The sequence below is a fragment of the Xanthomonas sp. NCPPB 1754 genome, from assembly GCF_041475725.2.
Lineage (GTDB): Bacteria > Pseudomonadota > Gammaproteobacteria > Xanthomonadales > Xanthomonadaceae > Xanthomonas > Xanthomonas euvesicatoria.
Genome location: NZ_CM192982.1, coordinates 350807 through 375341, shown reverse-complemented (window position 1 = coordinate 375341; position 24535 = coordinate 350807). Strand labels below are relative to the sequence as shown.

At 65.7% G+C, this 24535-nt stretch carries 16 protein-coding genes, 1 other RNA gene and 3 pseudogenes; 8 read left to right on the top strand and 12 right to left on the bottom strand.

What is annotated here, in order from left to right; translation table 11 throughout:
- The first annotated feature begins 515 nt into the window (after positions 1 to 515).
- Together ACCQ15_RS01655 and kdgT are read left to right on the top strand one after the other, a co-directional pair.
- Positions 516 to 1973 (top strand): OprO/OprP family phosphate-selective porin, encoded by a 1458-nt coding sequence (locus tag ACCQ15_RS01655; protein WP_057681350.1) that lies wholly within the window; start codon positions 516 to 518, stop codon positions 1971 to 1973.
- A gap of 135 nt (positions 1974 to 2108) precedes the next feature.
- Positions 2109 to 3065 (top strand): 2-keto-3-deoxygluconate transporter, encoded by a 957-nt coding sequence (kdgT, locus tag ACCQ15_RS01650; RefSeq protein ID WP_057681370.1) that lies wholly within the window; start codon positions 2109 to 2111, stop codon positions 3063 to 3065.
- Positions 3066 to 3281: 216 nt separating this feature from the next.
- Here the strand turns inward: kdgT and ACCQ15_RS01645 are convergent.
- From ACCQ15_RS01645 to msuE, 4 genes are all read right to left on the bottom strand, one after another.
- Positions 3282 to 3358: non-coding RNA, sX9 sRNA (locus tag ACCQ15_RS01645), on the bottom strand.
- 60 nt (positions 3359 to 3418) lie between these two features.
- Positions 3419 to 4447, bottom strand: coding sequence for a methionine synthase (locus ACCQ15_RS01640; RefSeq protein WP_031420763.1), 1029 nt, complete (start codon positions 4445 to 4447; stop codon positions 3419 to 3421).
- 28 nt (positions 4448 to 4475) lie between these two features.
- On the bottom strand, positions 4476 to 5459 hold the full coding sequence (locus ACCQ15_RS01635) for a DUF1852 domain-containing protein (RefSeq protein ID WP_029818355.1): 984 nt from the start codon (positions 5457 to 5459) through the stop codon (positions 4476 to 4478).
- Between the two features lie 141 nt (positions 5460 to 5600).
- A complete protein-coding gene (msuE, locus tag ACCQ15_RS01630) occupies positions 5601 to 6188 on the bottom strand; it encodes an FMN reductase (protein WP_071118791.1) in 588 nt (195 codons plus the stop codon).
- Positions 6189 to 6376: 188 nt separating this feature from the next.
- Here msuE and ACCQ15_RS01625 point away from each other — a divergent pair, with 188 nt between their 5' ends.
- The 4 genes and pseudogenes from ACCQ15_RS01625 (at position 6377) to ACCQ15_RS01610 (ending at position 11396) form a co-directional block, all read left to right on the top strand.
- Positions 6377 to 7291: a LysR family transcriptional regulator gene (locus ACCQ15_RS01625; protein ID WP_011346037.1), complete on the top strand. Its 915-nt coding sequence runs from the start codon at positions 6377 to 6379 to the stop codon at positions 7289 to 7291.
- Positions 7291 to 8014, top strand: a pseudogene (locus ACCQ15_RS01620) (epoxyqueuosine reductase QueH). Before ACCQ15_RS01625 ends, ACCQ15_RS01620 begins: the two are co-directional and overlap by 1 nt.
- Before the next feature lie 107 nt (positions 8015 to 8121).
- Positions 8122 to 9021 (top strand): methylenetetrahydrofolate reductase, encoded by a 900-nt coding sequence (locus tag ACCQ15_RS01615; RefSeq protein WP_218555301.1) that lies wholly within the window; start codon positions 8122 to 8124, stop codon positions 9019 to 9021.
- Between the two features lie 416 nt (positions 9022 to 9437).
- Complete coding sequence (locus tag ACCQ15_RS01610; RefSeq protein ID WP_372164991.1) at positions 9438 to 11396, top strand: choice-of-anchor X domain-containing protein; 1959 nt, start codon at positions 9438 to 9440, stop codon at positions 11394 to 11396.
- Positions 11397 to 11632: 236 nt separating this feature from the next.
- On the opposite strand, the gene ACCQ15_RS01605 is transcribed toward ACCQ15_RS01610, so the two are convergent.
- From ACCQ15_RS01605 to ACCQ15_RS01595, 3 genes and pseudogenes are all read right to left on the bottom strand, one after another.
- Positions 11633 to 13081 carry an efflux transporter outer membrane subunit gene (locus tag ACCQ15_RS01605; RefSeq protein ID WP_277569238.1) on the bottom strand — a complete coding sequence of 483 codons (1449 nt, stop codon included), beginning with the start codon at positions 13079 to 13081 and terminating at the stop codon, positions 11633 to 11635.
- Positions 13081 to 16224: pseudogene (locus ACCQ15_RS01600) on the bottom strand (efflux RND transporter permease subunit). Before ACCQ15_RS01600 ends, ACCQ15_RS01605 begins: the two are co-directional and overlap by 1 nt.
- Positions 16225 to 16233: 9 nt before the next feature.
- On the bottom strand, positions 16234 to 17457 hold the full coding sequence (locus ACCQ15_RS01595; RefSeq protein ID WP_372381132.1) for an efflux RND transporter periplasmic adaptor subunit: 1224 nt from the start codon (positions 17455 to 17457) through the stop codon (positions 16234 to 16236).
- Positions 17458 to 17617: 160 nt separating this feature from the next.
- On the opposite strand from ACCQ15_RS01595, the gene baeS reads away from it, so the two are divergent.
- Positions 17618 to 18997 carry a sensor histidine kinase efflux regulator BaeS gene (gene baeS / locus ACCQ15_RS01590; protein WP_029818346.1) on the top strand — a complete coding sequence of 460 codons (1380 nt, stop codon included), beginning with the start codon at positions 17618 to 17620 and terminating at the stop codon, positions 18995 to 18997.
- Entirely contained in the window at positions 18994 to 19677 is a 684-nt protein-coding gene (locus tag ACCQ15_RS01585; protein ID WP_031420758.1) for a response regulator, read from the top strand. The genes baeS and ACCQ15_RS01585 overlap by 4 nt, the downstream gene beginning before the upstream one ends.
- Positions 19678 to 19791: 114 nt before the next feature.
- Here ACCQ15_RS01585 and purU read toward each other — a convergent pair whose 3' ends face one another.
- The 5 genes and pseudogenes from purU to ACCQ15_RS01560 form a co-directional block, all read right to left on the bottom strand.
- Positions 19792 to 20643 (bottom strand): formyltetrahydrofolate deformylase, encoded by an 852-nt coding sequence (gene purU / locus ACCQ15_RS01580; protein WP_372381131.1) that lies wholly within the window; start codon positions 20641 to 20643, stop codon positions 19792 to 19794.
- 212 nt (positions 20644 to 20855) lie between these two features.
- Complete coding sequence (locus ACCQ15_RS01575; protein WP_008574877.1) at positions 20856 to 21248, bottom strand: XVIPCD domain-containing protein; 393 nt, start codon at positions 21246 to 21248, stop codon at positions 20856 to 20858.
- Positions 21249 to 21461: 213 nt separating this feature from the next.
- A complete protein-coding gene (locus ACCQ15_RS01570) occupies positions 21462 to 22340 on the bottom strand; it encodes an NAD(P)-dependent oxidoreductase (protein ID WP_372171955.1) in 879 nt (292 codons plus the stop codon).
- A 34-nt stretch (positions 22341 to 22374) separates the two neighbouring features.
- Positions 22375 to 23473 (bottom strand): annotated as a pseudogene (locus ACCQ15_RS01565) (NADH:flavin oxidoreductase/NADH oxidase).
- A gap of 80 nt (positions 23474 to 23553) precedes the next feature.
- Complete coding sequence (locus tag ACCQ15_RS01560; protein WP_033479224.1) at positions 23554 to 24435, bottom strand: NAD-dependent protein deacetylase; 882 nt, start codon at positions 24433 to 24435, stop codon at positions 23554 to 23556.
- Positions 24436 to 24535: the final 100 nt, after the last annotated feature.

Below are 24535 nucleotides of genomic sequence, written 5' to 3'. Positions count from 1 at the left end.
GACCTGCACGGCCTGGCGCTGCGCGACATATTCCCCCGCGCAGCAGACGGCCGCGTGACCGGGCCGATGTCGCCGCCGGTGACACGTGCCTGCCGATACCCAGTGGTGGCGCAGACGCTGTCCACGCTGGCGAGTCCAGCAGAGCACGCCGCGCAGCCATCGGCGATGGGCCACGTCGAAAGCTTGGACGGCCCGTGCGCAATCTCCGCCATGCCCACGACCACACCTTCCGAATCCAGTTCTGTCGATCGTCTGCACACCATCGTGCGCAGCTGGGCCCGCCTCACGTTGGTCGCATAACTGCCATCGCCCCGACACGACCGTGACACAAGGGCCACGGCAGCGAGGTCCGCCAGTGTCACCAAACTGACATCAAATCTAAATATAACTGCTGCCATTGCCGCTACGTCAGGACGACCGGCGCCTGGCAGGCGCTTCCACGCCGTGCAGCCGCCTTCTTGGCAGCACCGGATCGACGCAGCCGCCGACCCGTTTCCCTTGCACGAGCCGGACCAATGAAAAAACGCAATTTCGCCACTGTTCTGTGCGCCCTCAGCGCGACCGCCAGCGGCAGCACGCTGGCCGCCGAGCTGGAGCTGTACGTCGACCGCAAGACCAAGCAGATCTTCGCCGAGCCGGCGCCAGGGCGCGACAAGCTGGGCACCTTCGTGCAGGTGGACGAAAACGGCAAGCTGCCGGCGTCGGCAATGCCGGCAAGGCCTGCGCAACCGCTCCCGCCCGCGCCGGGCGCCGCCACGCCCGCCGACACTGCCGTTGCCCAGGCCGCGCCTGCGCCGGCGCCGGCTGCAACGCCAGCGCCGGCCAAGTCCGGCGACGCCGGCAAGAAGTGGTACGACAAACTGAGCCTGCGCGGCTACACGCAGATCCGCTACAACCAGGGCATCGGCGGCGATGCGCAGGACCTGCGCGCGCCGGGCGACCGCTTTATCGGCAACGACCAGAGCCTGGGCATCCGCCGTGCGCGCCTGGTGCTGAGCGGCGATCTCAACGAGCACGTGTCGCTGTATTTCCAGCCGGATTTCGCCAGCACGCCCACCGGCTCCACCACCTCCAACTTTGCGCAGCTGCGCGATGCCTACGCCGATATCTTCTTCGACAAGAAGCGCGAATACCGCGTGCGTGTGGGTCAGTCGAAAATGCCGTACGGCTGGGAAAATCTGCAGTCCAGCCAGAACCGGCTCTCGCTGGATCGTGCCGATGCACTCAACTCCGGCCTGCGCGACGAACGCGATATCGGTGCGGTGTTCTATTACAGCCCCACCGTGGCCAAGGGCCGCTTCCAGGACCTGGTCAAGTCGGGATTGAAGGGGTCCGGCGATTACGGCGTAATCGGTGCCGGTGTGTACAACGGCCAGGGCGCCAACCGCGCCGAGCGCAACGACAGCATGCACGCGGTGGTGCACGCCACCTACCCGTTCAAGTTCGCCAACGGCCAGTACCTGGAAGTGGGCGCCGACGCCTACGCCGGCCGCTTCGTGCCGACTGCGGCGGCAGTGAATATCGGCGGCCGCAGCTTTACCCCGGCCATCACCGAGCCCAATGGCTATACCGACCAGCGCGTGGCCGCGCACATCATCTACTACCCGCAGCCGTTCGGCCTGCAGGCGGAGTGGACGGTGGGCCGTGGCCCGGAACTGGATGTGGCCCAACGCCGCATCCGCACCCGCTCGTTGAGCGGCGGCTACGTGCAGGCCATGTTCAAGCACGACTTCAACTACGGCACCTTGCTGCCCTACCTGAAATGGCAGACCTACCGCGGCGGCTCCAAGTTCGACACCAATGCCCCGCGCATGCGTCTGGACGAAGTGGAAGCCGGTGTCGAATGGCAGCCGATGGATGCGCTGGAACTGGTGTTCGCCTATTCGAAGATGAAGCGCACCGACGTCAGCACCGCGCCGTATCCGGTGGTGGAAGGCGATTTGCTGCGCCTGCAGTTGCAGGTCAATTACTGAGCAAGGTCGGCAGCGCCGGTCATGGCCGGCGCATTCGTGTGCGGCTGCGCACGTTCGCGCCGGGATCTTCATGCACGCAGGTGCCTGCGCGATGCTGCCAGCCCCGCGCGTGGTGACGCGCTCACTGGAACGCAGATGCACATCAAGGCCACGGTGGAGCGACTTCCCGGCGGGATGATGCTGGTCCCCCTGTTGCTTGGGGCGGTTTGCCACACGCTCTGGCCGCAGGCCGGCAGCACCTTGGGATCTTTCAGCAACGGGCTGATCAGCGGCACCGTTCCGATCCTGGCGGTGTGGTTCTTCTGCATGGGGGCAACCATCCAGCTGCGCGCCTCCGGACGGGTGCTGCGCCGTTCGGGCAGCTTGGTGCTGACCAAGATCGCCGTGGCCTGGCTGGTGGCAGTCCTGTGCGCACCGCTGCTTCCCATCGGCGGCGTGCCGAACGGGCCGCTGGCCGGGATGTCGGTCCTGGCGCTGGTGGCTGCGATGGACATGACCAACGGCGGGCTGTACGCCGCGTTGATGCAGCAATACGGCAGCAGCGAAGACGCAGGGGCGGTGGTGCTGATGTCGCTGGAATCGGGCCCGCTGATCTCCATGCTGATCCTGGGTGCCAGCGGCCTGGCCAGCTTCGACCCACTGCTGTTCGTCGGTGCGGTGCTGCCGCTGTTGCTGGGCTTTGCGCTCGGCAACCTCGATGCGCAATTGCGGCAGTTCTTCGCGCAGGCGACCACGACGCTGGTGCCCTTCTTCGGCTTCGCGCTCGGCAACACGCTGGATCTGTCGACCATCGCCCACACCGGCGCAAGCGGGGTGCTGCTGGGCGTGGCAGTCATCGTGATCACCGGGCTACCCCTGCTGCTGGCCGACCGTTGGATCGGCGGCGGCAACGGCACGGCCGGGGTGGCGGCCTCCAGCACCGCCGGTGCCGCCGTGGCCACTCCGGCGCTGATCGCCGGCATGGCACCGCAGTTCGCACCCGCCGCGCCGGCCGCGACGGCGCTGGTGGCCAGCGCGGTCATCGTCACCTCGTTGCTGGTGCCGTTGCTGACGGCCTTGTATGCACGCCGTGGCGGTGCACGCAGCGGCTGAGAGCGGGGCCGGTGTCATGCGGCCTGCGATGGGATGCGTGGGCCATGCGCGTTGCGCCATGCATGGCGCCGGCGCGATCAGGCGCCGGCGACGCCCGTGCGCAGCCGCTGGCGATGATATGGACGATGTCCACGAACCGGCATCTGCCGCGTTTGCGCGCACCCCGGGCCCGCCCGACGGCACGGGGCACACTGCTGTGGCAATGGGACTAGAAGCGGCTGACAAAACGTAGCGAGCAGCCGTGCGGTGAGCGCGGACGGCGCGCTCAGAACTGCAATGTACAAGCGGCACATGAGAATTCCGAGCACCGACCGCGACCGCCTGACGGCTGCGTAGGAGTGTTGTTAGTTGCCCTAAGCCGACAGCTCGTCACGCACGATCTGCGCGCCTGCACTGAGCGCACCGAGTTTGCCGCGCGCCACGTGCCGGGCGAGCGGCGCCATGCCGCAGTTGGTGGAGGGATAGAGCTTGTCGGCATCGACGAAGCGCAGCGCCTTTCGCAGCGTCTCGGCCACTTCCTGCGGTGTTTCGATGGTGGTGCTTGCCACGTCGATGGCACCGACCATCACCTTCTTGCCGCGAACGAGTTCGATCAGATCGATCGGCACGTGCGAGTTGTGGCATTCCAGCGAAATGATGTCGAGCGAGGACGTTTGCAGCTTGGGAAACGACTCTTCATACTGGCGCCACTCCGAGCCCAGCGTCTGCTTCCAGTCGGTATTGGCCTTGATCCCGTAGCCATAGCAGATGTGGACGGCGGTCTCGCACTTCAGCCCTTCCACCGCGCGCTCCAGGGTGGCAACGCCCCAGTCGTTGACCTCGTCGAAGAAGACATTGAAGGCCGGTTCGTCGAACTGGATGATGTCCACGCCGGCCGCTTCGAGTTCCCTGGCTTCCTGATTGAGGATCTTGGCAAACTCCCATGCCAGTTTTTCGCGGCTTTTGTAGTGCGCATCGAAGAGGGTGTCGATCATCGTCATCGGGCCGGGCAGCGCCCACTTGATCGGCTGGCGGGTCTGCTGGCGCAGGAACCTGGCGTCGTCCACGAACACCGACTTTGGGCGGCTGACCGCGCCGACGACGGTCGGCACGCTGGCGTCGTAGCGGTCGCGAATCCTGACCGTCTGCCGCTTTTCGAAATCGACACCGCTGAGATGTTCGATAAACGTGGTGACGAAATGCTGACGGGTCTGTTCGCCGTCGCTGACGATATCGATGCCGGCGTGCTGCTGTTCCTGCAGCGACAAACGCAGCGCGTCCTGCTTGCCTTCGATCAGTTCGGCGTCCTGCAATTTCCAGGGCGACCAGAGCGTTTCGGGCTGGGCAAGCCAGGACGGCTTGGGCAGGCTACCGGCGGTTGAGGTGGGAAGCAGCTTTGTCATGATGAGTAATGGGATGGGTTCTGGTTGATTAGGAAGCGTGGCTGGAGGCCCACTGCGCAAGAAGGTTGCCGTAGGGCCGGATGAAGTGCTCTTCGGTGAACTTTCCCTGCGTCACGGCGAGCTGGCTGCGCTCTTGGCGGTCGTAGACGATCTGGGTGGACGAATAGTCCTGATGCTTCAGGCTCGGCCGATAGGTCGGCCCTGCTGCAGCGTTGGCGTTGTAGATCTCTGGCCGGTAGATCTTCTGGAATGTCTCCATCGTGGCGATGGTGCCGATCAGCTCCAGGTTGGTGTAGTCGCCGAGCAGGTCGCCGAAGAAGTAGAACGCCAAGGGCGCAACGCTGTTGGGCGGCATGAAATAGCGCACCTGCAGGCCCATCTTTTCGAAATACTGGTCGGTCAACGAAAACGCGTCCTGGCGGTATTCGATGCCCAGGATGGGGTGCCGGTTTCCGGTGCGGTGATAGGTTCTGCTGGTGGAGACGCTGATGCAGATGACCGGCGGCTTCCGGAAGTGCGCGCAATATGCGGGCGAATGCACGAAGTGCTTGAACAGCTTGCCGTGCAGGTCGCCAAAATCGTCCGGGACGTTGAAGCCGGACGCATCCTGGTTGTGCGCGGGCAGCAGCACGCTGAAATCGTAGTCGCGCACGTATGAGGAGAAATTATTGCCGGCAATACCGTCGATACGCGCGCCGGTGTGGCGATCGACGATGGTGGGCTTCAATATCTCGATCAACGGAAACGCATCGTCCAGCGCGCGTTCGCCGATGTGCATTTCGACGGAGATGATGTCCAGCTCCACCGCGTAACGGTCGCGGTCGGGATTATCCCAGTGCGCCAGCTCGTTGCAGCGGTTGTCGATCATCGCCAGCGTGTTACGCAGGTTTTCCTGACGTCGCTGACCCCTGGCCAGGTTGGCGAAATTGGTCGTGTTGCGCGTCGTGGCCGAGGGACGGTAGTCCTCATCGAAGCGCAGGCTCTTGATGGTGAAATTCAATGCGTGAGTCATTGCGAACCGATGCCTTGTTTCTAAGAAGGGAACGCGCGCATGCGCTGCGTAACGGGTCATGCCGGCGGCATGCAGGCCGGGAAGTGGATCAGCGCGCGCTTGCCGGCCGATCCGGTTCCCTGGCTACCGCGAGCTGGGCCCTCAGGCCGCAGCCACACCCGGCGCGGCAATGGACCGTGCATGCCCGGTCAGCTCGATCAACGGCAATGCCCGCTGCACCGCCAGCATGGCCCGTTCGGCCAGCGCGTCGTTGTGCACGCGGTAGTCCAGAAAGTCGCGGTCGGTTGCGTAAACGCCCAGCGGCAGGGTGCGTGCCTGGAAGAAGCTGAAAAGCGGACGTAGCTGATGGTCGATCACCAACGCATGGCGGTCGCTGCCCCCGGTTGCGGCGAGCAGCACGGGCGTGTCGATCAAGGCGTCCTGATCGATGAAATCGAAGAAATGCTTGAACAGTCCGGTGAAGGAGCCGCGGTAGACCGGTGTTGCCACCACCAGCACGTCGGCCTGCTCCACCAGGCAGAGCGCCTGCTCCACCGTGTCGGGCACTTGGGTACGCCAGAGCGCGCCCGCGAAGTGCGGCGCCAACGCTCCAAGTTCGACCAAATGGCGCTCGCACGGCACCTGATCGGCGATTAACTCCAGCAGGTGTTCTGCCAGTGCGACAGCCTTGGAGGGGCGTTGCATCCCGCCGGAGACCGCAACGACGCGGAGTGGGTGTTTGACAGTCATGCTGGGCAACCTTACGCAGTGGGGACGTCGTGCAGTGCGCCAGGACGCTTGCGGCCCGACCCATCGGCCGCGCCTTGGTCCGAACCCGTTCGCACGGCAGCGGCTGAACGACGAGTCCCGATGCTAGGGCTCGCATTCGATGAAGTAAAATGGTGTTATTTCAACAATCCATGAATTCGGATCATTGAATGCTTGAGCGCATCCATCTCACCATCGTCCAGCAGGTCGAGCAGCAAGGCTCGCTGACTGCCGCCGCAGGCGTGCTGAATCTGACCCAGTCGGCGCTGAGCCACAGCATGAAGAAGCTGGAACAGCAGCTGGGCACCGACATCTGGTTGCGCGAGGGGCGCAGCCTGCGCCTGACCCAGGCCGGCCAGTACCTGCTGGCGGTGGCGAACCGGGTGCTGCCGCAACTGGATCTGGCCGAAGAGCGGCTGGGGCAGTTTGCCCAGGGCGAGCGCGGTGCGCTACGCATCGGCATGGAATGCCATCCCTGCTACCAGTGGCTGCTCAAGCTGGTGGCGCCGTATCTGGCCACCTGGCCGGATGTGGATGTGGATGTGAAGCAGAAGTTCCAGTTCGGCGGCATCGGCGCGTTGTTCGGCTACGAGATCGATCTGCTGGTCACGCCCGACCCGCTGTTCAAGCCAGGGCTCAGGTTCGAGCCGGTGTTTGACTACGAGCAGGTGCTGGTCGTGGCCAAGCGCCATGCGCTGGCGTCGGCGGCCTACGTCAGGCCACAGCAGCTCACACGCGAAGTGCTGATCAGCTACCCGGTGGATCTTGAGCGCCTGGATATCTACAGCCAGTTCCTGTTGCCGGCCGGCGTCACGCCGCGGCGCCACAAGGCCATCGAAACCACCGACATCATGATGCAGATGGTGGCCAGCGGCCGCGGCGTGGCCGCCATGCCGCGCTGGCTGGTGGAGGAATATGCGGCCAGGATGGACGTGGTGCCGGTGCGGCTGGGTGCGCGCGGCATCCCCAAGCAGATCTATCTGGGCGCGCGCGAGGCGGACATCGCGATCGATTACCTGCGCGCCTTCATCGAACTGGCGCGCGCGCCCGCCAATGCCACTGCCTACACGCAAGGACCCCACTGATGGATTCCACTGCCCAACGCATGCCACTTCCACTGCCTGATGGCCACGCCAAGGTCTTGCTGCATTCGTGCTGCGCGCCGTGCTCTGGCGAGGTCATGGAGGCGATGTTGGCCTCCGGCATCGACTACACCATCTTTTTCTACAACCCCAACATTCATCCGCGCAAGGAATACGAGTTGCGCAAGGATGAGAACGTGCGTTTTGCCGAACAGTTCGGCGTGCCCTTCATCGATGCCGACTACGATCGGGACAACTGGTTCGAGCGGGCGCGCGGGATGGAAAACGAACCTGAGCGCGGCGTGCGTTGCACCATGTGCTTTGACATGCGCTTCGATGGAAAACGAACCTGAGCGCGGCGTGCGTTGCACCATGTGCTTTGACATGCGCTTCGAACGCACCGCGCTGTATGCCCACGAGCACGGCTTTCCGGTGATCACCAGTTCGCTGGGCATCTCGCGCTGGAAAAACATGCAGCAGATCAACGACTGCGGCATTCGCGCCGCGTCCAGGTATCCCGGCTTGATGTATTGGGAGTACAACTGGCGCAAGGGCGGTGGCGCCTCGCGCATGATTCAGATCAGCAAGCGCGAGAACTTCTATCAACAGGAATACTGCGGCTGCGTCTATTCCCTGCGCGACACCAATCGGCATCGTGTGGACAGCGGCCGCAAGCGCATTCAACTCGGTGTGAAGTTCTACGGCGATGACGCGCCGGAAGACTGAGCCTTTCGCCAGTCCAGCGGAGACCACATGGGGATTTTGGCTCCTTTCCGCTGGATCAGTGCGTCGTGGCGATGCCACCCGATCATCATGACAAGACGGCAAGACCCGTGATTTCTACCGACACGCCGAACTTCGCGAGCACCGTGACCGAGGCCTATTCGCTGGAGGTCAGCGCCAAGGACGTCGGCGCGCTGACCAATGCGGCCCCACGCATCCTGCCTGGCTGCGCCATGTTCATCCCCTACCTGCCAGGCCAAAACCAGGCGGTGCGGCTGGCCGCAGCACAGATGGTGCGTAGCCTTGGTTTCGAACCTGTGCCCCATCTTTCCGCGCGTCGCATCGGCTCGCTCGGGGAACTGCAGGCATGTATCGCGCGCCTGGTCGATGAGGCCGGCGTCACACGCTGCCTGGTGATTGCGGGCGATCCCTCCACTCCGAAGGGACCGTTTCCCGACAGCGTGTCGCTGATCGAGACGGGTGTGTTTGAACGCTCAGGCATCCGCACCATCGCCGTGGCGGGTCACCCGGAGGGGCATCCGATCCTGCGCACGACAGAACAATGGGACGTGCTGGAACGCAAGTGTCGCAGCATCCAGGAGCGTGGCATGGCGCCCCTGATCGTGACGCAGTTCGGGTTCGACGCCGACATCGTGGTGACATGGCTGGAAGCGTTGCGCGCGCGTGGCATGACGCATCCGGTGCGGGTGGGCGTGCCTGGTCCTGCCAGTGTCGCCGTTCTCGCACGCTATGCGGCAAGCTGCGGTGTCGGCGCCTGCGCGTCGGTGCTCTCAAACTATGGCATTTCCATTGGCAAGTTATTCGGCAACGCGGGACCGGATCGCTTTGTCGATCGCCTCGCCAGCCGCCTGACAGAAGCCCATGGAGATGTCCGCCTGCACCTGTTTCCGTTCGGCGGCATCGCCCAGTCTGTGGAGTGGGTTGCGCACTATCGCTCGCGTGCTTCGCAGCAAGATCGCATGCGTTCCGTGCGCGCCGATCAGGCCTGACAGCAACCTGTCCGTGTGCCAATCGGCGCGGGCTTGAGACGGTCACACTGCTGCTGATCTGGCTATCCAGCCGTGGCAAGGCCGACGAGGATGAGAACAGCTGAATGCGCTGTATGCGTCATGGGTCAAGGCCATCTGGCCGCTCCAGCTAAATCGCAAGAGGTTGAAGAGAGAATTGCGTGTTCCTGCGCTGCACGCGCTTCTCTAAACAACACCGCGTCCGCGACCCCGATCACCATCAGCATTGCTTGATTTCTAACGACTTGCGCGCGGCACCGCGAGTGTTGCAGCGCACAGCAGACCTGTCACAAGAGCGCGGTATAACCGTCTACGAATCGCGGCGAGGGGGCGCTGCATCCGATGTCGTTGCCGTGCGCGATGGCATCGCTTCTGCAATGCTCACGGAGAGATCTGCCATGCCGAAGCCGTCGCCGTTGTCGCTGTTGTGCTCCCTCTCATTGCTCTGCGCGCCGCTTGCGGCAGCCGAGTTGCAGCCCAAACAATTGGCTGGCCCACCGGAAGAGTTCGCGCAGATGCGTGCGCCAGATCCGGCCGAGTCGGCGATTCTGTCCAAGAGTGCATTGCTGCCGGTGGAACTGGCACCGGCCGGTCAATCCGCGCGCTGGCAAGGCAGCTTGCCGGTGGAAAACGGGCACCTGCGCTTCATGGTGCTGGCCGGCGATCAGGCCTGGGAGGCGGCAGTGGCTGCACCTCAGCTTGCCGGCGCGCGCACCGCCGCCGTGGCGACGCCGCTGCAAGCGCAGCGCACGCTGCTGGGCACCGCCGAGCACGGCACCAGCGGCGTGCGCTACGCCGTGGAGTCGGCGCGCAACGGCGCCTGGTCATTGACGCTGCAGTCGTCCTCGCCGGTGGCGCAGCGTGGCTACGTGCTGATGGAAGGCGATGCGCGCACGCAGCTTGCTTCGTACCTGCGCACACGTCAGCAGCAGGTTGGCCAGTCGCTCACGCTCAACGCGTTGCTGAGCGGCAACGATGTACGCGGCGCCACGCTGCTGACGGCACAAGCCGGAACGATCGACGAAGCAAGCCTGCGTGTGATCGATCCGCAAGGCGGTGTGCGCAGCCTGCCGATGGCCGACGACGGCAAGCACGACGATGGCGCCGCTGGCGATGGCGTGTACGGCGGCACATTCCAACCGACCAGCGAGGGTACCTGGATTGCCCAGGTCGTCGTGCATGGGCATGACCAGGCCGGCCAGCCGTTCGTGCGGACCAGCGAGCATGTGGTGCCGGTGGTGGATACGTCGCTACGTCTGCTCGGCAATGCCCTGGGCGCACGTGCTGCAGCGGGCACGCGGCTGACGATCGCGCTGCCAGTGGCTGCGCGAGGCAACGCGCCGTCGCATTACCGCGTGTTCGGCCAGGTCTGGGGCACCGATGCCAAGGGCAAGGACATCCCGGTGGCCTGGATCGGCGGCATGCTGACGCCGCAACAAGGCCAGCTCCCGCTAAGCCTGGACGAACGCTGGATTGCGCGCGCCGGTGCGCGTGCGCCGTTTACGCTGCGCAGCCTGCGCATCGAAGACCCGGACCATTACATCCCGCTGGTGCAGGCCGCCACGCTACCGTTGCAGGTGCCCGCGTTGCGACGCGCCAGCATCGCGCGCGCCAGCACGGCAATCGATGAAAGCATGCGCATGGGCCCGCGCCCGACTGCGTTGGCGTCTGCGATGACAACGGCACAGCCTCAGGCCGCCGGTTCGCAACTGGTGCTGGTGCACGGCTATTGCTCCAACGGCGTATGGCCACAGGCGCAATTCACCAACGCCTCGACCTTCCTGGATGCCAAGCAGAACCGCAGCAACGATCAGTTTGCGCAGCGAATCGCGCAGTTCGCCAGCCAATGGTCGTCGTTCTCCACGGTCGCGCACAGCCAGGGCGGCATGGCGGCGCTGCACCTGTATGCCTACTACTGGAGCGGGCTGGATAACGCCACCGGTGGGCGAGTGATGCAATCGGTGGGCACGCCGTATCAAGGCACCAATCTGTCTGGGGTGCTGGCCGCGGTGGGTTCGTGGTTCGGCGTGGGCTGCGGCACCAATAGCGACATGACCTACGACGGCGCCAAGGCCTGGCTGGCCGGCATCCCGGCCGATGCACGCGCCAAGGTCAACTACTACACCACCTCGTTCGCCAAGACCAACTGGTACACCAACGACTACTGCAACGCTGCCTCGGACCTGGTGTTGAACGACCCGGAAGACGGCACGGTGGAGCAGGTCAATGCGCAGCTGCCGGGTGGCGTGAATCGCGGCCACACCACCGGCCAATGCCACACCACCGGCATGCGCGACCCGGCGCAGTATCTGGATGCCAATCGCAACGCGGTGATGAATGCGAATGCGGCGCGTTGAGGGCCGGGATGATCAGCCATTCGGCTGCTGAAAAGCCAGGGAATCGGGATTAGGGATTGGGCAAGGCGCTGTCCCGGGCACGTCCCCGGTGCAGCGCCGATTTGACCAGGTGCCTAAGCCGACGCTGGTGCAGTTGATCGGAATATGTTTGTTGTAGGAGCGGCTTCAGCCGCGACAGGCATGACCGACAATGTCTGTCGCGGCTGCGCCGCTCCTACGAGCGTGCGGGCAATACGCTAACGCGCCGCACCCGCCACAGACGCGCCGCTCTGCGCATCGGCGCCACCGCCGAGTACCTTGTACAAGGTCACCCGATTGCTCGCCTCGGTCAGCCGCAAGCTGATCAATGTCTGTTGCGCGCTGTAGAGCGTGCGCTGCGCATCCAGCGTCACCAGGTAACTGTCCACGCCGTGGCGATAGCGCGCATCCGACAGGCTGAAGCTGCGTTGTGCGGCGTCCACCATCGCCTGCTGCGCATGCATGCGTTCTTCGAGCTGCGTGCGTTCGGCCAGTGCATCGGCCACTTCACTGAAGGCGGTCTGGATCGCCAATTCGTACTGCGCAATGGTGATGTCCTTTTCCAGCGTGGCCACATCCAGTTCGGCCTTCAACGCGCCGGCACGGAAGATCGGCAAGCTCACGCTGGGCGAGAACGACCATGTATGGTCGCCATCGAACAGGCTGGATAACGCATCGCTGCCGCGCCCGGCATTGGCGGTCAACGAGATGGTGGGGAAGAAGGCCGCACGTGCTGCGCCGATATCTGCATTGGCGGCCTTGAGCGTGTGCTCGGCCGACAGCACGTCAGGGCGCTGCAACAACACCCGCGATTCCAGCTGGGCAGGCAACGGCGCAAGCGCCACGCCCGTCTCGATCGCATCGCTGGCAGGCAACAACGCAGCCGGCACCGGCGTGCCCACGACCAGATTCAAGGCGTTGCGCGACTGCGCCAGCTGGGTGGTGTAGTTGGCCACATCAGCGCGCGCGCTTTCCACGCTGGTCTGGATCTGCGCCAGATCCAGACCGGAGACGATGCCGTTGTCGTGCTGCAGCTCGGTCAGACGCAAGGTCTTGCGTTGGCTGTCCATGGTCTGCTGCGCGAGCGCCAGGCGCTGCTGATCGGCGGCAACGGTCAACCAGTCGTTGGCCACTTCAGCGACCAGACTCAGACGCGTGCTGCGCTGGGTTTGCTCACTGGCAAGATAGGTTTCCAGGGCCTGGTTCTTGAGGCTGCGGATGCGGCCGAACAGGTCCAGCTCCCAGCTGCTGATGCCCACCTCGCCGCTGGCGCTGCGGATGATCTGCGGGGCGCCGGTGAAACTGGTCGCTGCCGCAGCGCGCTGCGCGGTATGCGAGACGGTGGCATCGACGGCGGGAAACAGGCTCGCACGTTGGATGCGGTACTGCGCGCGTGCCTGCTCGATATTGAGCACTGCCACGCGCAGGTCGCGGTTGTTGTCCAACGCCAGCGCGACCACCTGCTGCAGACGCGCATCGGTCACCACCTGCCGCCAATCCACAGCGGCTGCATTCGGCATGCCGGTGCCTGCGTTGCCGGTGCTGCCGGTGTCGCCGATCACCCCGGGCACCGGCGCATCCGGGCGCGCGTAATGCGGTGCCATGCTGACGCAACCACTCAAGGCGATGGCGCAGGCCGCTGCCACACTTGCAAAGCTGAAGCGCATCACGGGGCCACCTCGGACGTCTCAGCGGCTGTCGCGTGATCAGACGCCTTGCCCGGAAACACGCTGCGCACCATCACGTAGAACAACGGCACGAAGAAGATGCCCAGCAGCGTAGAGACCAGCGTGCCACCGAGCACGCCGGTGCCCAGCGAATGGCGTCCACCGGAGCCGGCGCCGCTGCTGACCACCATCGGCAGCACGCCGAGCAGGAACGCCAGCGAGGTCATCACGATCGGGCGCAAGCGCATGCGCGCGGCACGCAAGGTCGCTTCGATCAGCGGCTGGCCCTTTTCTTCCAGTTCCTTGGCGAACTCCACGATCAGGATGCCGTTCTTGGCCGCCAGGCCCATCGTCGCCAGCAGGCCGACCTGGAAATAGATGTCGTTGGAGAGCCCGCGCAGCCACGTTGCCAGCAGTGCGCCGACGATGCCCACCGGCACCGCCAGCATCACCGAGATCGGGATCGACCAGCTCTCGTAGAGGGCGGCCAGGCACAGGAACACGAACACCAGCGACACCGCGTACAGCATCCAGGTCTGCGCGCCGGCAGCCTGCTCCTGGTAGGACATGCTCGACCAGGCGTAACCCACGTCCTTGCCAATCTTGCCCACCAGCACGGCGATGCCGTTCATCGCTTCGCCGGAACTGATGCCACTGGCAGCGCTGCCGGTGATCTCCATCGACTCTACGCCGTTGAAGCGGCTCAGCACCTGCGGCGCATACGCCCACGCGCTGCTGGAGAACGCCGAGAACGGCACCATCTCCGAACTGCTGTTGCGCACGTACCAGCGGCCGATGTCGGCAGGCAGCATGCGCGCGCTCGGCTCGCCCTGCACGTACACGCGCTTGACCCGGTTGTTGTTGAGGAAATCGTTGACGTAGCTGCCGCCCATCACCGTGGCCAGCGTGGTGTTGATGTCCGCCGCATCCAGGCCGAGCGCGCCAGCCTTGGCGTCGTCGATCTGCACGCGGTAGGTGGGCGCATCGTCCAGGCCGTTGAAGCGCACGGCGGTCAGGTCCTTGTCGGCGTTGGCCAGTTGCAGCAGTTGCTGCCTGGCGGTGACCAGCGCGTCGTGGCCCTTGCCGGCCACGTCCTGCAACTGCAGGGTGAAACCGGAACTGGTACCCAGGCCGTTGATCGCCGGCGGCGACAGTGCGAACACCTGCGCATCGGGCAGCGCGCCCATCATCGCGCCGGTGATGCGGTTGGCGATCTCCTGCGCAGGCGCATCGCGCTGCGCCCAATCCTTGAGCTTGATGAAACCCATGCCCGAGTTCTGGCTGCTGCCGGCAAAGCTGAAGCCGGAGATGGTCATCATCCCCGCCACTTCCGGTTGCTTGAGGATGAAGTCGGTGGCCTGATCGATCGACTGCTGCGTGCGCTGCTGCGTGGCGCCGGCCGGTGTGGTGAACATCACCATCAGCATGCCCTGGTCTTCGTCGGGCAGGAACGAACTGGGCAGGCGCCAGAACAACAGCGCCATCACCACCAGCAGCGCCAGGTAGACCAGCCCGCCGAGTTTGCGATGGCCGATCAACGTGCCCACGCCGCGGCCGTAACCCTCGGCGCTGCGGTCGAAGCGGGCGTTGAACCAGCCGAAGAAGCGCCCGAGCACGCCCTGGCGCGAGACGTGTCCGCCGCGCGCGATCGGCTTGAGCAGGCTGGCGCACAATGCCGGGCTCAGGGTCAGCGCCACCAGCAGCGACAGCAGCATCGCCGCGGCGATGGTCACCGAGAACTGGCGGTAGATCTCGCCAGTGGCGCCGCCGAAGAACGCCATCGGCAGGAACACCGCGGTCAGCACCAGGGCGATGCCCACCAGCGCGCCGGAGATCTGCCCCATCGAGGTGTGGGTGGCCTGCCGCGGCGACATGCCTTGCTCGCTCATCAGGCGCTCGACATTCTCCACCACCACGATGGCGTCATCGACCAGCAGGCCGATCGCCAGCACCATCGCGAACATGGTCAGCGTATTGATCGAATAGCCGAGCAAGGCGAGCACGCCGAAGGTGCCCAACAGCACCACCGGCACCGCGATCACCGGCACCAGCGTGGCGCGCCAGTTCTGCAGGAACAGGTACATCACCAGCACCACCAGCACGATCGCCTCAAGCAGGGTCTTGACCACTTCCTCGATGGAAATGCGCACGAACGGCGTGGTGTCGTAGGCGATCTCGTACTTCAGCCCGGTGGGAAAGTACGGCTTGAGCTGTTCGAGCTTGTCTTCCACCGCCTTGGCCGCATCCAGCGCATTGGCGCCGGTCGCCAGCTCCAGTCCCATGCCCGAGGCTGACTTGCCGTTGTACTTGGAACTGGATGCATACGACTTGGAACCCAGCTCCACTCGCGCCACGTCGCGTAGATACACGGTGGCGCCGCCGGGCTGCGACTTCAGCACGATCGCTTCGAATTGCGCCGGGATCTTGAGCTTGCTGCGCGAGGTGACCGTGGCGTTGAGCTGCTGACCCTGCACCGCCGGCAACGCGCCCAGCGCGCCGGAGGAGACGTCGGCGTTCTGCGCCGAAATCGCGTTGCTCACGTCCGCGGGCATCAGCGCATAGGTGCGCAGCTTGTCCGGATCCAGCTACACCCGCATCGAGTATTCGGAGCCGAACACGTTGACCCCGCCGACACCGTTGAGCCGGCTGATCGGGTCCTGCAGCGTGGACACCATGTAGTCGCCGATGTCGGTGCTGTCCATGCTGCCGTCTTCGGAGGTGAAGGCCAGCACCATGAACATGCTGCTGCCGGTGGACTTGGTGACGGTCACGCCATTGCTCTGCACCGCCTCCGGCAGCATCGCCTCGCCTTGCGACACCTTGTTCTGCACCTGGGCGGTGTCCGGGTCGGTGCCGGAATCGAAGGTCAGGGTGATCGAGGCGGTGCCGGCGGAACTGCTGCTGGAAGACATGTACAGCAGGTGGTCCAACCCGGTCATCTGCTGCTCGAGGATCTGCGTGACCGAGTTCTGCACGGTCTGCGCCGAGGCACCGGTGTAGGTGGCGCTGACGTTGATCGTCGGCGGGGCGATGTTGGGATACTGCTCCAGCGGCAACGACAGGATCGAGAGCGCGCCGGCCAGGGTGATCACGATGGCGATGACCCAGGCGAAGATGGGGCGGTCGATGAAGAAGCGGGCCATGGCGGTTCCTCAGTCGGCCTTGGGCGCCGCCGCGGCGGTGCCCTGCGTGGATGGCGACGCGTTGGCGGCCGAGTCGGCCGCAGCGGTCTGGCTCACTTCCACGGCCCTGACCTCGGCGCCGACCGACGCCTTCTGCAGGCCCTGCACGATGACCTTGTCGCCAGCCTTCAATCCCTGGCGCACCACCCACTTGTCGCCGATCGCATCGCCGGTGGTCAGCACCCGCTGCGCGACCTTGTTGTCGCTGCCGACCACCATCGCCACCGCCTGGCCCTTGCTGTTGCGGCTGATCGCCTGCTGCGGCACCAGGATGGCCTGCTCGTCCACGGCCATCGAGAGCTTCGCGGTGACATACATGCCCGGCAGCAACACCCGCTCGGGATTGGGCACCACCGCGCGTAGCTTCACCGTGCCGGTGGCGGTATCGACCGCGGCATCCACCACCTCCAACGTGCCGCTGTGTGCGTAGGTGCTGCCGTCCTCCAGTTGCAGCGTCACCTCGGCCTTGCCATCCACTGCCTTGAGCTGGCCGGCGTCGAGCTGGCGGCGCAACTGCAGCAGCTGGACGCTGGACTGGGTGACGTCCACATAGATCGGGTCCAGTTGGTTGATGGTGGCCAGCACCTCGCTCTGGCCGGCACTGACCAGCGCGCCCGGCGTGTAGCTGGAGGTGCCGATGCGGCCGGACACCGGCGCGGTGATGCGGGTGTAGTCGAGATTGATGCGCGCGGTCTGCAACGATGCCTTGGCCGCGACCACCGCTGCCTGGTTCGAGCGCAGCGTGGCCAACGCATCGTCGCCGTCCTGCTTGCTGACCGCATCCAGCCCGACCAGGGTCTGGTAGCGCTGCCCCTTGGGCCTGGCCGACAACACCGCCGCCTCGGCTTGCGCCAGATCGCCCTTGGCCGTGTCGTACGCGGCCTGGTAGCTGGCCGGATCGATTTCATACAGCACCTGCCCGGCCTGGACGTCCTGGCCTTCGGTGAACAGCCGCTTGCGCAAAATGCCGCCGACCTGCGGGCGCACGTCCGAGGTGACGTAGGCCACGGTGCGACCGGACAAGGTCTGGTCCACGGCCAGCCGCTGCGCCTTCAACGTCTGCACGCCGACCTGCGTCTGCGGCATCTGCGGCGGCTGCCTGGAAGAACACGCGGCCATGAGCGTGGTCGCGGCGGCGAGCAGCAGCAAGCGCACGGACGCAGTGCGAAAACGATGGGTAGCGACGGGCAACATGCGACGAACTCACGGTTTATCCGAATGTGGCCACGCTACGGCGCGAATGTGCAGCAAATTTGGAGATTGCCGGCCGCGGCGTCGATTCGCTTGATTTCCCCTGGCCCGACCCGGCTAATACGCAGCAGCTGCGGTTACCGCGCTTCGCATCACCTCTTCGATGAAACTGGGTATCACCGCCAAGCTGTTTCTCGCCATCCTCGCCGCGTGCGTGGCAGTGCTGCTGATCAACGGCATCGCGGTGCAGGCCTTCGTCAAACGCCAGTTCCTGGACTACCTCAACGAACAGGGCGTAGAGCGCATGCAAGAGACCTTGCCACGGGTCAGGGCCGAATACGCGCGGCACGGCAGCTGGGAGTTCGTGCGCGACAATCCCGATGCCTGGTTCGTCCTGATGCGCCCGGAGCGTGGCCCCGGCCCGCCGCGCGAGGCACCGCCGATTTCCGACCAGACCGGCGCGGTGTTTCGCTTCGCGCTGCTCGACCAGGACTACACGCCGGTGATCGGCAATCCGGATGTCGGCCGCCACGACATCCTGCGCCCGGTGGTGGTTGGCGGCCGCACCGTCGGCTGGATGGCGATGCTGCCGTTCCAGAAGGCGCTGGCAGCGGCGGATGCGCGCTTCTACGCCGCCCAGCAACGCGCGTGGTGGGCGATCGGCGGCGCCTGCCTGCTGGTCGCCGCGCTGCTCGGCTGGCTGTTGTCGCGCACCTTGCTGCGGCGCCTGCGTGGCCTGACCCAGGCCACCCACCTGCTCGCTGCGGGCGACTACGCCACCCGCATCGACGCCGCGGCGCGCGACGAACTGGGCCAGCTGGCGCGCGATTTCAACCTGCTGGCGCAAGCGTTGGAGCACAACGAACGCGCGCGGCGCGACTTCATGGCCGACATCTCGCACGAGCTGCGCACGCCGCTGGCGGTCCTGCGCGCCGAACTAGAAGCACTGCAGGACGGCATCCGGCCGATGACACCCAACTCGCTGGGGTCGCTGCACCAGCAGGTCGGCCAGTTGGGCAAGCTGATCGAGGACCTGTACGACGTGTCGCTGACCGATGTCGGTGCGCTGGCGTATCGGCGCGCTCCCGTCGATCTGGCGGTCATCCTGGCAACCGTGCTGGACGGCTTGCGCGCGCGCTTTGCCGCCGCGCAGCTGCAGGTGCAGGCGCAGATCGATGCCGGCCCGCTGCAGCTGGACGGCGACGAGCGCCGTCTGCAGCAACTGCTGGGCAACCTGCTGGAAAACACGCTGCGCTACACCGACGCCGGTGGCACGGTGCAGGTGCGCTGCGTGCGCCGCGGCGCGGTGCTGGAGCTGGTGGTCGAAGACAGCGCGCCAGGCGTGGATGCAGACAAGCGCGCGCGGTTGTTCGAACGCTTCTACCGCACCGAGGCCTCACGCAATCGTGCCAGCGGCGGCAGCGGCCTGGGCCTGGCGATCTGCCGCAACATCGCCGAGGCACACGGCGGCTCGATCCACGCCGAGGCTTCCGCACTGGGCGGGCTGCGCATGGTGCTGCGCTTGCCGGCGCTGGCCGCATGAGCAGCGCGTCCCCGATCGGGCATGTGCTGATCGTCGAGGACGAACCGCGCCTGGCCGCGGTGTTGGGCGAGTACCTGCACGCGGCCGGCTATTCGCACGACTGGATCGCCGATGGCGCGCAAGCGTTGGGCGCATTCCGCGCGCAGCAGCCGGACCTGGTGTTGCTGGACCTGATGCTGCCCAACCGTGGCGGCCTGGACATCTGCCGCGACCTGCGCAGGGAAAGCGCGGTGCCGGTCATCATGGTCACCGCACGCGTGGAGGAAATCGACCGCCTGCTGGGCCTGGAGATCGGCGCGGACGACTACATCTGCAAGCCGTTCAGCCCGCGCGAAGTGGTGGCGCGTGTCCAGGCAGTGTTGCGCCGTCATCGCCACGACCCCCACGGCGCACCGGCACCGGGCCTGCATATCGACGAGGATGCCTGTCGCGCCAGCGTGGACGGCCGCGCCCTGGACCTGACCCAGGTCGAGTTCCGCCTGCTGCGCACCCTCGCCGCCGCCCCGGGGCGGGTGTACTCGCGCGAGCAACTGATGGGCCGGCTCTACGCCGACCACCGCATCGTCACCGACCGCACTGTCGACAGCCACGTCAAGAATCTACGCCGCAAGCTCGCCGACGCCGGCGGCGAGGACTGGGTCCGCTCGGTCTATGGCGCGGGGTATCGCTTTGAGCCGTGATTCGGGATTCGGGATTCGGGATTCGGGATTGGCAAGAGCGGTAGCGCCACGGCTGAAACGCAATCGGTCAAGCCGCTTTTGCGATTCCCCAATCCCGATTCCCGAATCCCGACCTCACCGAAACACCACCGTGCGATGTCCATTGAGCACGATGCGGTGTTCGACGTGGCGGCGTACTGCGCGCGCCAGCACCAGCGATTCGGTGTCGCTGCCCAGGCGGATCAGGTCGCGCGGGGTCATGGCGTGGTCCACGCGGGCGACGTCCTGCTCGATGATCGGGCCTTCGTCCAGATCTTCGGTGACGTAGTGCGCGGTGGCGCCGATGATCTTGACCCCGCGCGCGTGCGCCTGGTGATACGGCTGCGCGCCCTTGAAACTGGGCAGGAAACTGTGATGGATATTGATCGCGCGCCCGGCCAGTGCCCGGCACAGCTGCGGCGACAGGATCTGCATGTAGCGCGCCAGCACCACCAGATCGATCTGCAGATCATCGACCAGGGCGAGCAGCTGCGCTTCCTGCGCGGCGCGCGTGTCGGCGCTCACGGGCAGATGGTGGAAGGCGATGCCGTAGGAGGCTGCCAACGGCGCGAAGTCGGTGTGGTTGGAGACCACCGCAGCGATGTCCACCTGCAATTGCCGGCTGTGCATGCGGAACAACAGGTCGTTGAGGCAATGGCCCTGCTTGCTCACCAGCACCAGCAGGCGCGCGCGGCGGCGTGCGTCATGCAGTTGCCATGTCATCTGAAATTCGCCAGCGAGCACGGCAAAGCGCTGCTCCAGCGCGGCAATGTCGGTCTTTGCCGGTTTGTGGAAATGCACGCGCAGAAAGAATCGCCCGCTTTCGTCGTCGCCGAATTGCTGTGCGTCGAGGATGTTGCAGGCCAGGTCGAACAGCAGCCCGGTCACGCGATAGACGATACCGGTGCGGTCGGGACAGGACAGGGTGAGGATGTAGTCGGAGCGCATCGGCGCAATGATAGCCAATGCGCGACATCACCGACGCAGTGCTTGCGTCGGTAACTTTTGCAGTGCGAACGGGTGCAAAAACCGGCGTGCCGTCCAGCCGATGTTTGACGCTCTGCAAGATGACGTGCAGCCAACATCACGTGTCGCCCGGCAGGGCCATGCGTGCACCGATGCGGATGCGCGGCACCGCCACGCACGTCCGGCATCGGCACTCAGCGCGGCGGCAAACGCAGCATCAGCCGCCGGTTGATCTCCTCCAGCTGCGCAAGCGATGCGTCCACCGATGTTTCCATGGCTTCCTGCGTGGTGATGTGTGCACGCAGATGCGCGGGGTCGGACAGCTCGCCACGCACCAGGAACACGTTCTCGCCGACTTCGCCCAGATGGCGGCTGAGCACCACGTAGTCCACCTGGTCGAAGCCATGCTGCTTGGCCAGCGGCAGCAGGCGCGCGGCCATGCGCTCGCTTGCCTGGTCCACGGGCTTGCCTAACTCGGCGTCCAGCACGCTGACCGCTTCGCGGATCTGTGCGAACAGGTAGTGGTCCGGGTGCTCGGGATGGTCGGGGCCCACCGGGCCCTGGTGGATGACCGGTGCGTCGGTCATCGCGTGCCACCGGCGCAAGCCCGTGCGCGCGGCGCGCGCGCGGCCAAGCCGAGCGTGATCTGCAGGTGTCGCATCGCATCCTCCCTGGAGCGGCGGCTGTAACGAGCCGGCATTTTAGAAGGTCCGCTGCATGTTTGGGTGAGCAAGCGGTGGGCCGTCGTGGCATGAAGCCAAGTGCCTTGCGCAGGGCTCAATCCGCGTTGCGCAAGGTGATCAGGCCACCTGCCCTGCCCGCCGCGCCGAGACGTCCGCCAGGACCGCCCAGTCTGCGTTGCCGTCGCCATGCGCAATGGCCTCGTCCAGCCCTGCGCGCAGCAGTTCGCCCAACGGCATCGGCACCTGCTTGTCGGCGCCGGCCTGGATGGCCAGGTCCACATCCTTGCGGCCCAGCGTGGCGGTGAAACCCGCCGGCAGGTATTGGCGCTGCATGATCAGCCGGCCATAGCCCTGGTAGGCGGGCGCGGCGAACAAGGTGCTGGTGAGCATGCCCAGAAATTGCGTGGCATCCACACCGTGACCGCGTGCCAGCGCACTGGCTTCGGCCATGGCGCCGATGGCGCTGGCCAGGCAGAAGTTGGCGGCCAGCTTCACTGCATTGGCCTGCTCCGGTGCGCGACCGATGTACCAGGTCTTCTGCCCCAGCGCATCGAACATCGGCTGCACCCGAGCCACGGCCGCTTCATCGCCGGCGGCCAGGATATTGAGCTTGCCGGCTTCGGCTACATCCACACGCCCAAGCACCGGCGCGGCCACGTAGGCCACGCCACGTTCGGCATGCAGCGCGGTCAACTCGTGTGCCAGCGCCACCGAAATGGTGGCCATGTTGACGTGCACGCTGCCCGCCGGCAGCGCATCCAGTACGCCACGCTCCAGCACGGTCTGGCGCACTGCATCGTCGTCGGCCAGCATCGAAAACAGCAGCGGGCCGTGCGCGGTATCGTGCGGTTGCTCCACCACCGTGGCGCCAGCGTCGTGCAGCGGCTGGGCGCGTTCGTGCGAACGGTTCCACACGCTCAACGCGAACCCGCCACGCAGCAGGTTGTGCGCCATCGGCAGGCCCATCGTGCCCAAGCCCAGAAATCCTATCGGCATGCGGTGTCCTTGTTCGGTATGACGTCAGGTGAAGTCAGTTGGCGAACACGCCCCGCGCATCGCGCGGTTCGCAACGCAGGTATTGCGGTGCCGGCGTGACCGATGCGCCCAGTGCCGCGGCGGCATGCCACGGCCAGCGTGGGTCGTACAGGATGCCACGCGCCAGCGCGATCGCGTCGGCCTGGCCTTCCTGCAAAATTGCCTCGGCCTGCGCCGGCTCGGTGATCAAGCCTACGCCAATCACCGGCGTGTTCACCTGCGCGCGAATCTCCTGCGCGAACGGAATCTGATAGCCCGCCTGCAACGGAATCTGCTGGCGTGGATCAAGCCCGCCGCTGGAGACGTGGATGTAATGCGCGCCGCGTGCATCCAGCGCCTGCGACAAAGGCAATGCTCTGCTGCACATCCCAACCGCCTTGGACCCGATCGGTGGCCGAGATGCGCACGCCAACGGCGATTTTTTCGGACACTGCCGCACGCACCGCATCGAAGATGCGTAGCGTCAGCCGCATGCGGTTTTCCAGCGACCCGCCATACGCATCGCTGCGCTGGTTGCTCAGCGGCGACAGGAACTGATGCATCAGATAACCATGTGCGGCGTGCAGTTCGATCAACTCCAGGCCCAGCCGTTCGGCACGTTTTGCCGATGCGACAAAGGCGTCCACCACGGCATCGATCCCCGCCTCGTCCAATGCCTGCGGCACCGGCTGTCCCTGCCGGAACGGCAGCGCCGATGCAGACACGGTCTGCCAGCCATGCGCATGATCGGGTGCGATGGCCTCGCCGCCTTTCCACGGCAGATCGGTCGACGCCTTGCGGCCGGCGTGCGCCAGCTGGATGCCGATCGGCATCGGCGACCAGCGTCGTACCGATTGCAACACCTCGGCCAGGGCCTGCTCGGTCGCATCGTCGTACAAACCAAGATCGGCGTAACTGATGCGCCCTTCCGGCACCACCGCCGCCGCTTCGAGAATCAGCAAGCCGGCGCCCGATTGCGACAAGGTGCCCAGGTGGATGCGGTGCCAATCGCTGGCGCGGCCGTCCTGTGCCGAGTACTGGCACATCGGCGCAATGACAATCCGGTTGGCGAGCGCGAGCGGACCGAAGGTGATGGGGGAGAACAACTGGCTCAAGGCGGCATCCACAGCTGACATGGGGTGCTTATTGCACTGCGCCGCGCGCGCCGGCACAACCGCTGCGATGGATCACTGCGTCATGCAGAGCGCGCACCGGCGTCATTGACGCTACGTACACGCGGCAGGTCCGTCGGCCCGTGCAGGAACGCCAGCGCCTGCGCACACGACTGCTCCACCTTCAACGTCAGCAGCGCGTCCGCACGCGTGCGCCCGAAGTTGAGCGCGGCGATCGGCAAGCCGTTGCGCGCGGCGGTCTGCACGAAGCGAAAGCCCGAGTACACCATCAACGACGAACCCACCACCAGCACTGCATCGGCAGCGTGCAGATGCGCAAAGGCGCGCTCCACCCGCTCGCGCGGCACGTTCTCGCCGAAGAACACCACATCCGGCTTGAGCACGCCACCGCACACCGGGCACGGCGGCACCACGAAATGCTCGAAGGCCACATCGTCCAGATCGGCGTCGCCATCGGGCGCCTGCGCGGCCTCAAGCGCTGCCCAGCCCGGATTGGCCTGCTCAAGCAACAGTTGAAATTCGCTGCGTGGCATGCGGCGCTCGCAGCCCATGCAGCGCACCACATCGAGCCGGCCATGCAGATCGATCACCGCCTGGCTGCCAGCGGCCTGATGCAGGCGGTCCACGTTCTGGGTGAGCAGCACTTCCAACTGGCCGCGCGCTTCCAGCGCAGCGAGCGCGTGATGGGTGGCATTGGGTTGTGCCTGGCCGAAGCGCGGCCAGCCGACCAGGCTGCGCGCCCAGTAGCGCTGCCGCGTGGATAGCTCGCCCATGAACGCCTGGAACGTCACCGGCTGTGGACGCTTCCAGCCGCCTTGCAGGTCCCGGTAATCGGGAATGCCCGAATCGGTGCTGCAGCCGGCACCGGTGAGCACGAACAGGCGCCGATGGCGCGCGATGAAGTCCTGCAGCGGGTGATCGTCGTGGGCAGGGACAGCGGTCATGTGGTAGTTCCGGAAAGCCATGGGAGCACGTTGCGCCAGCGCCACGTGCCCGGCCCGCCGCGGCGCCGTGTCGGCCGCCAGACCGGCGCGCTTGTTCGCG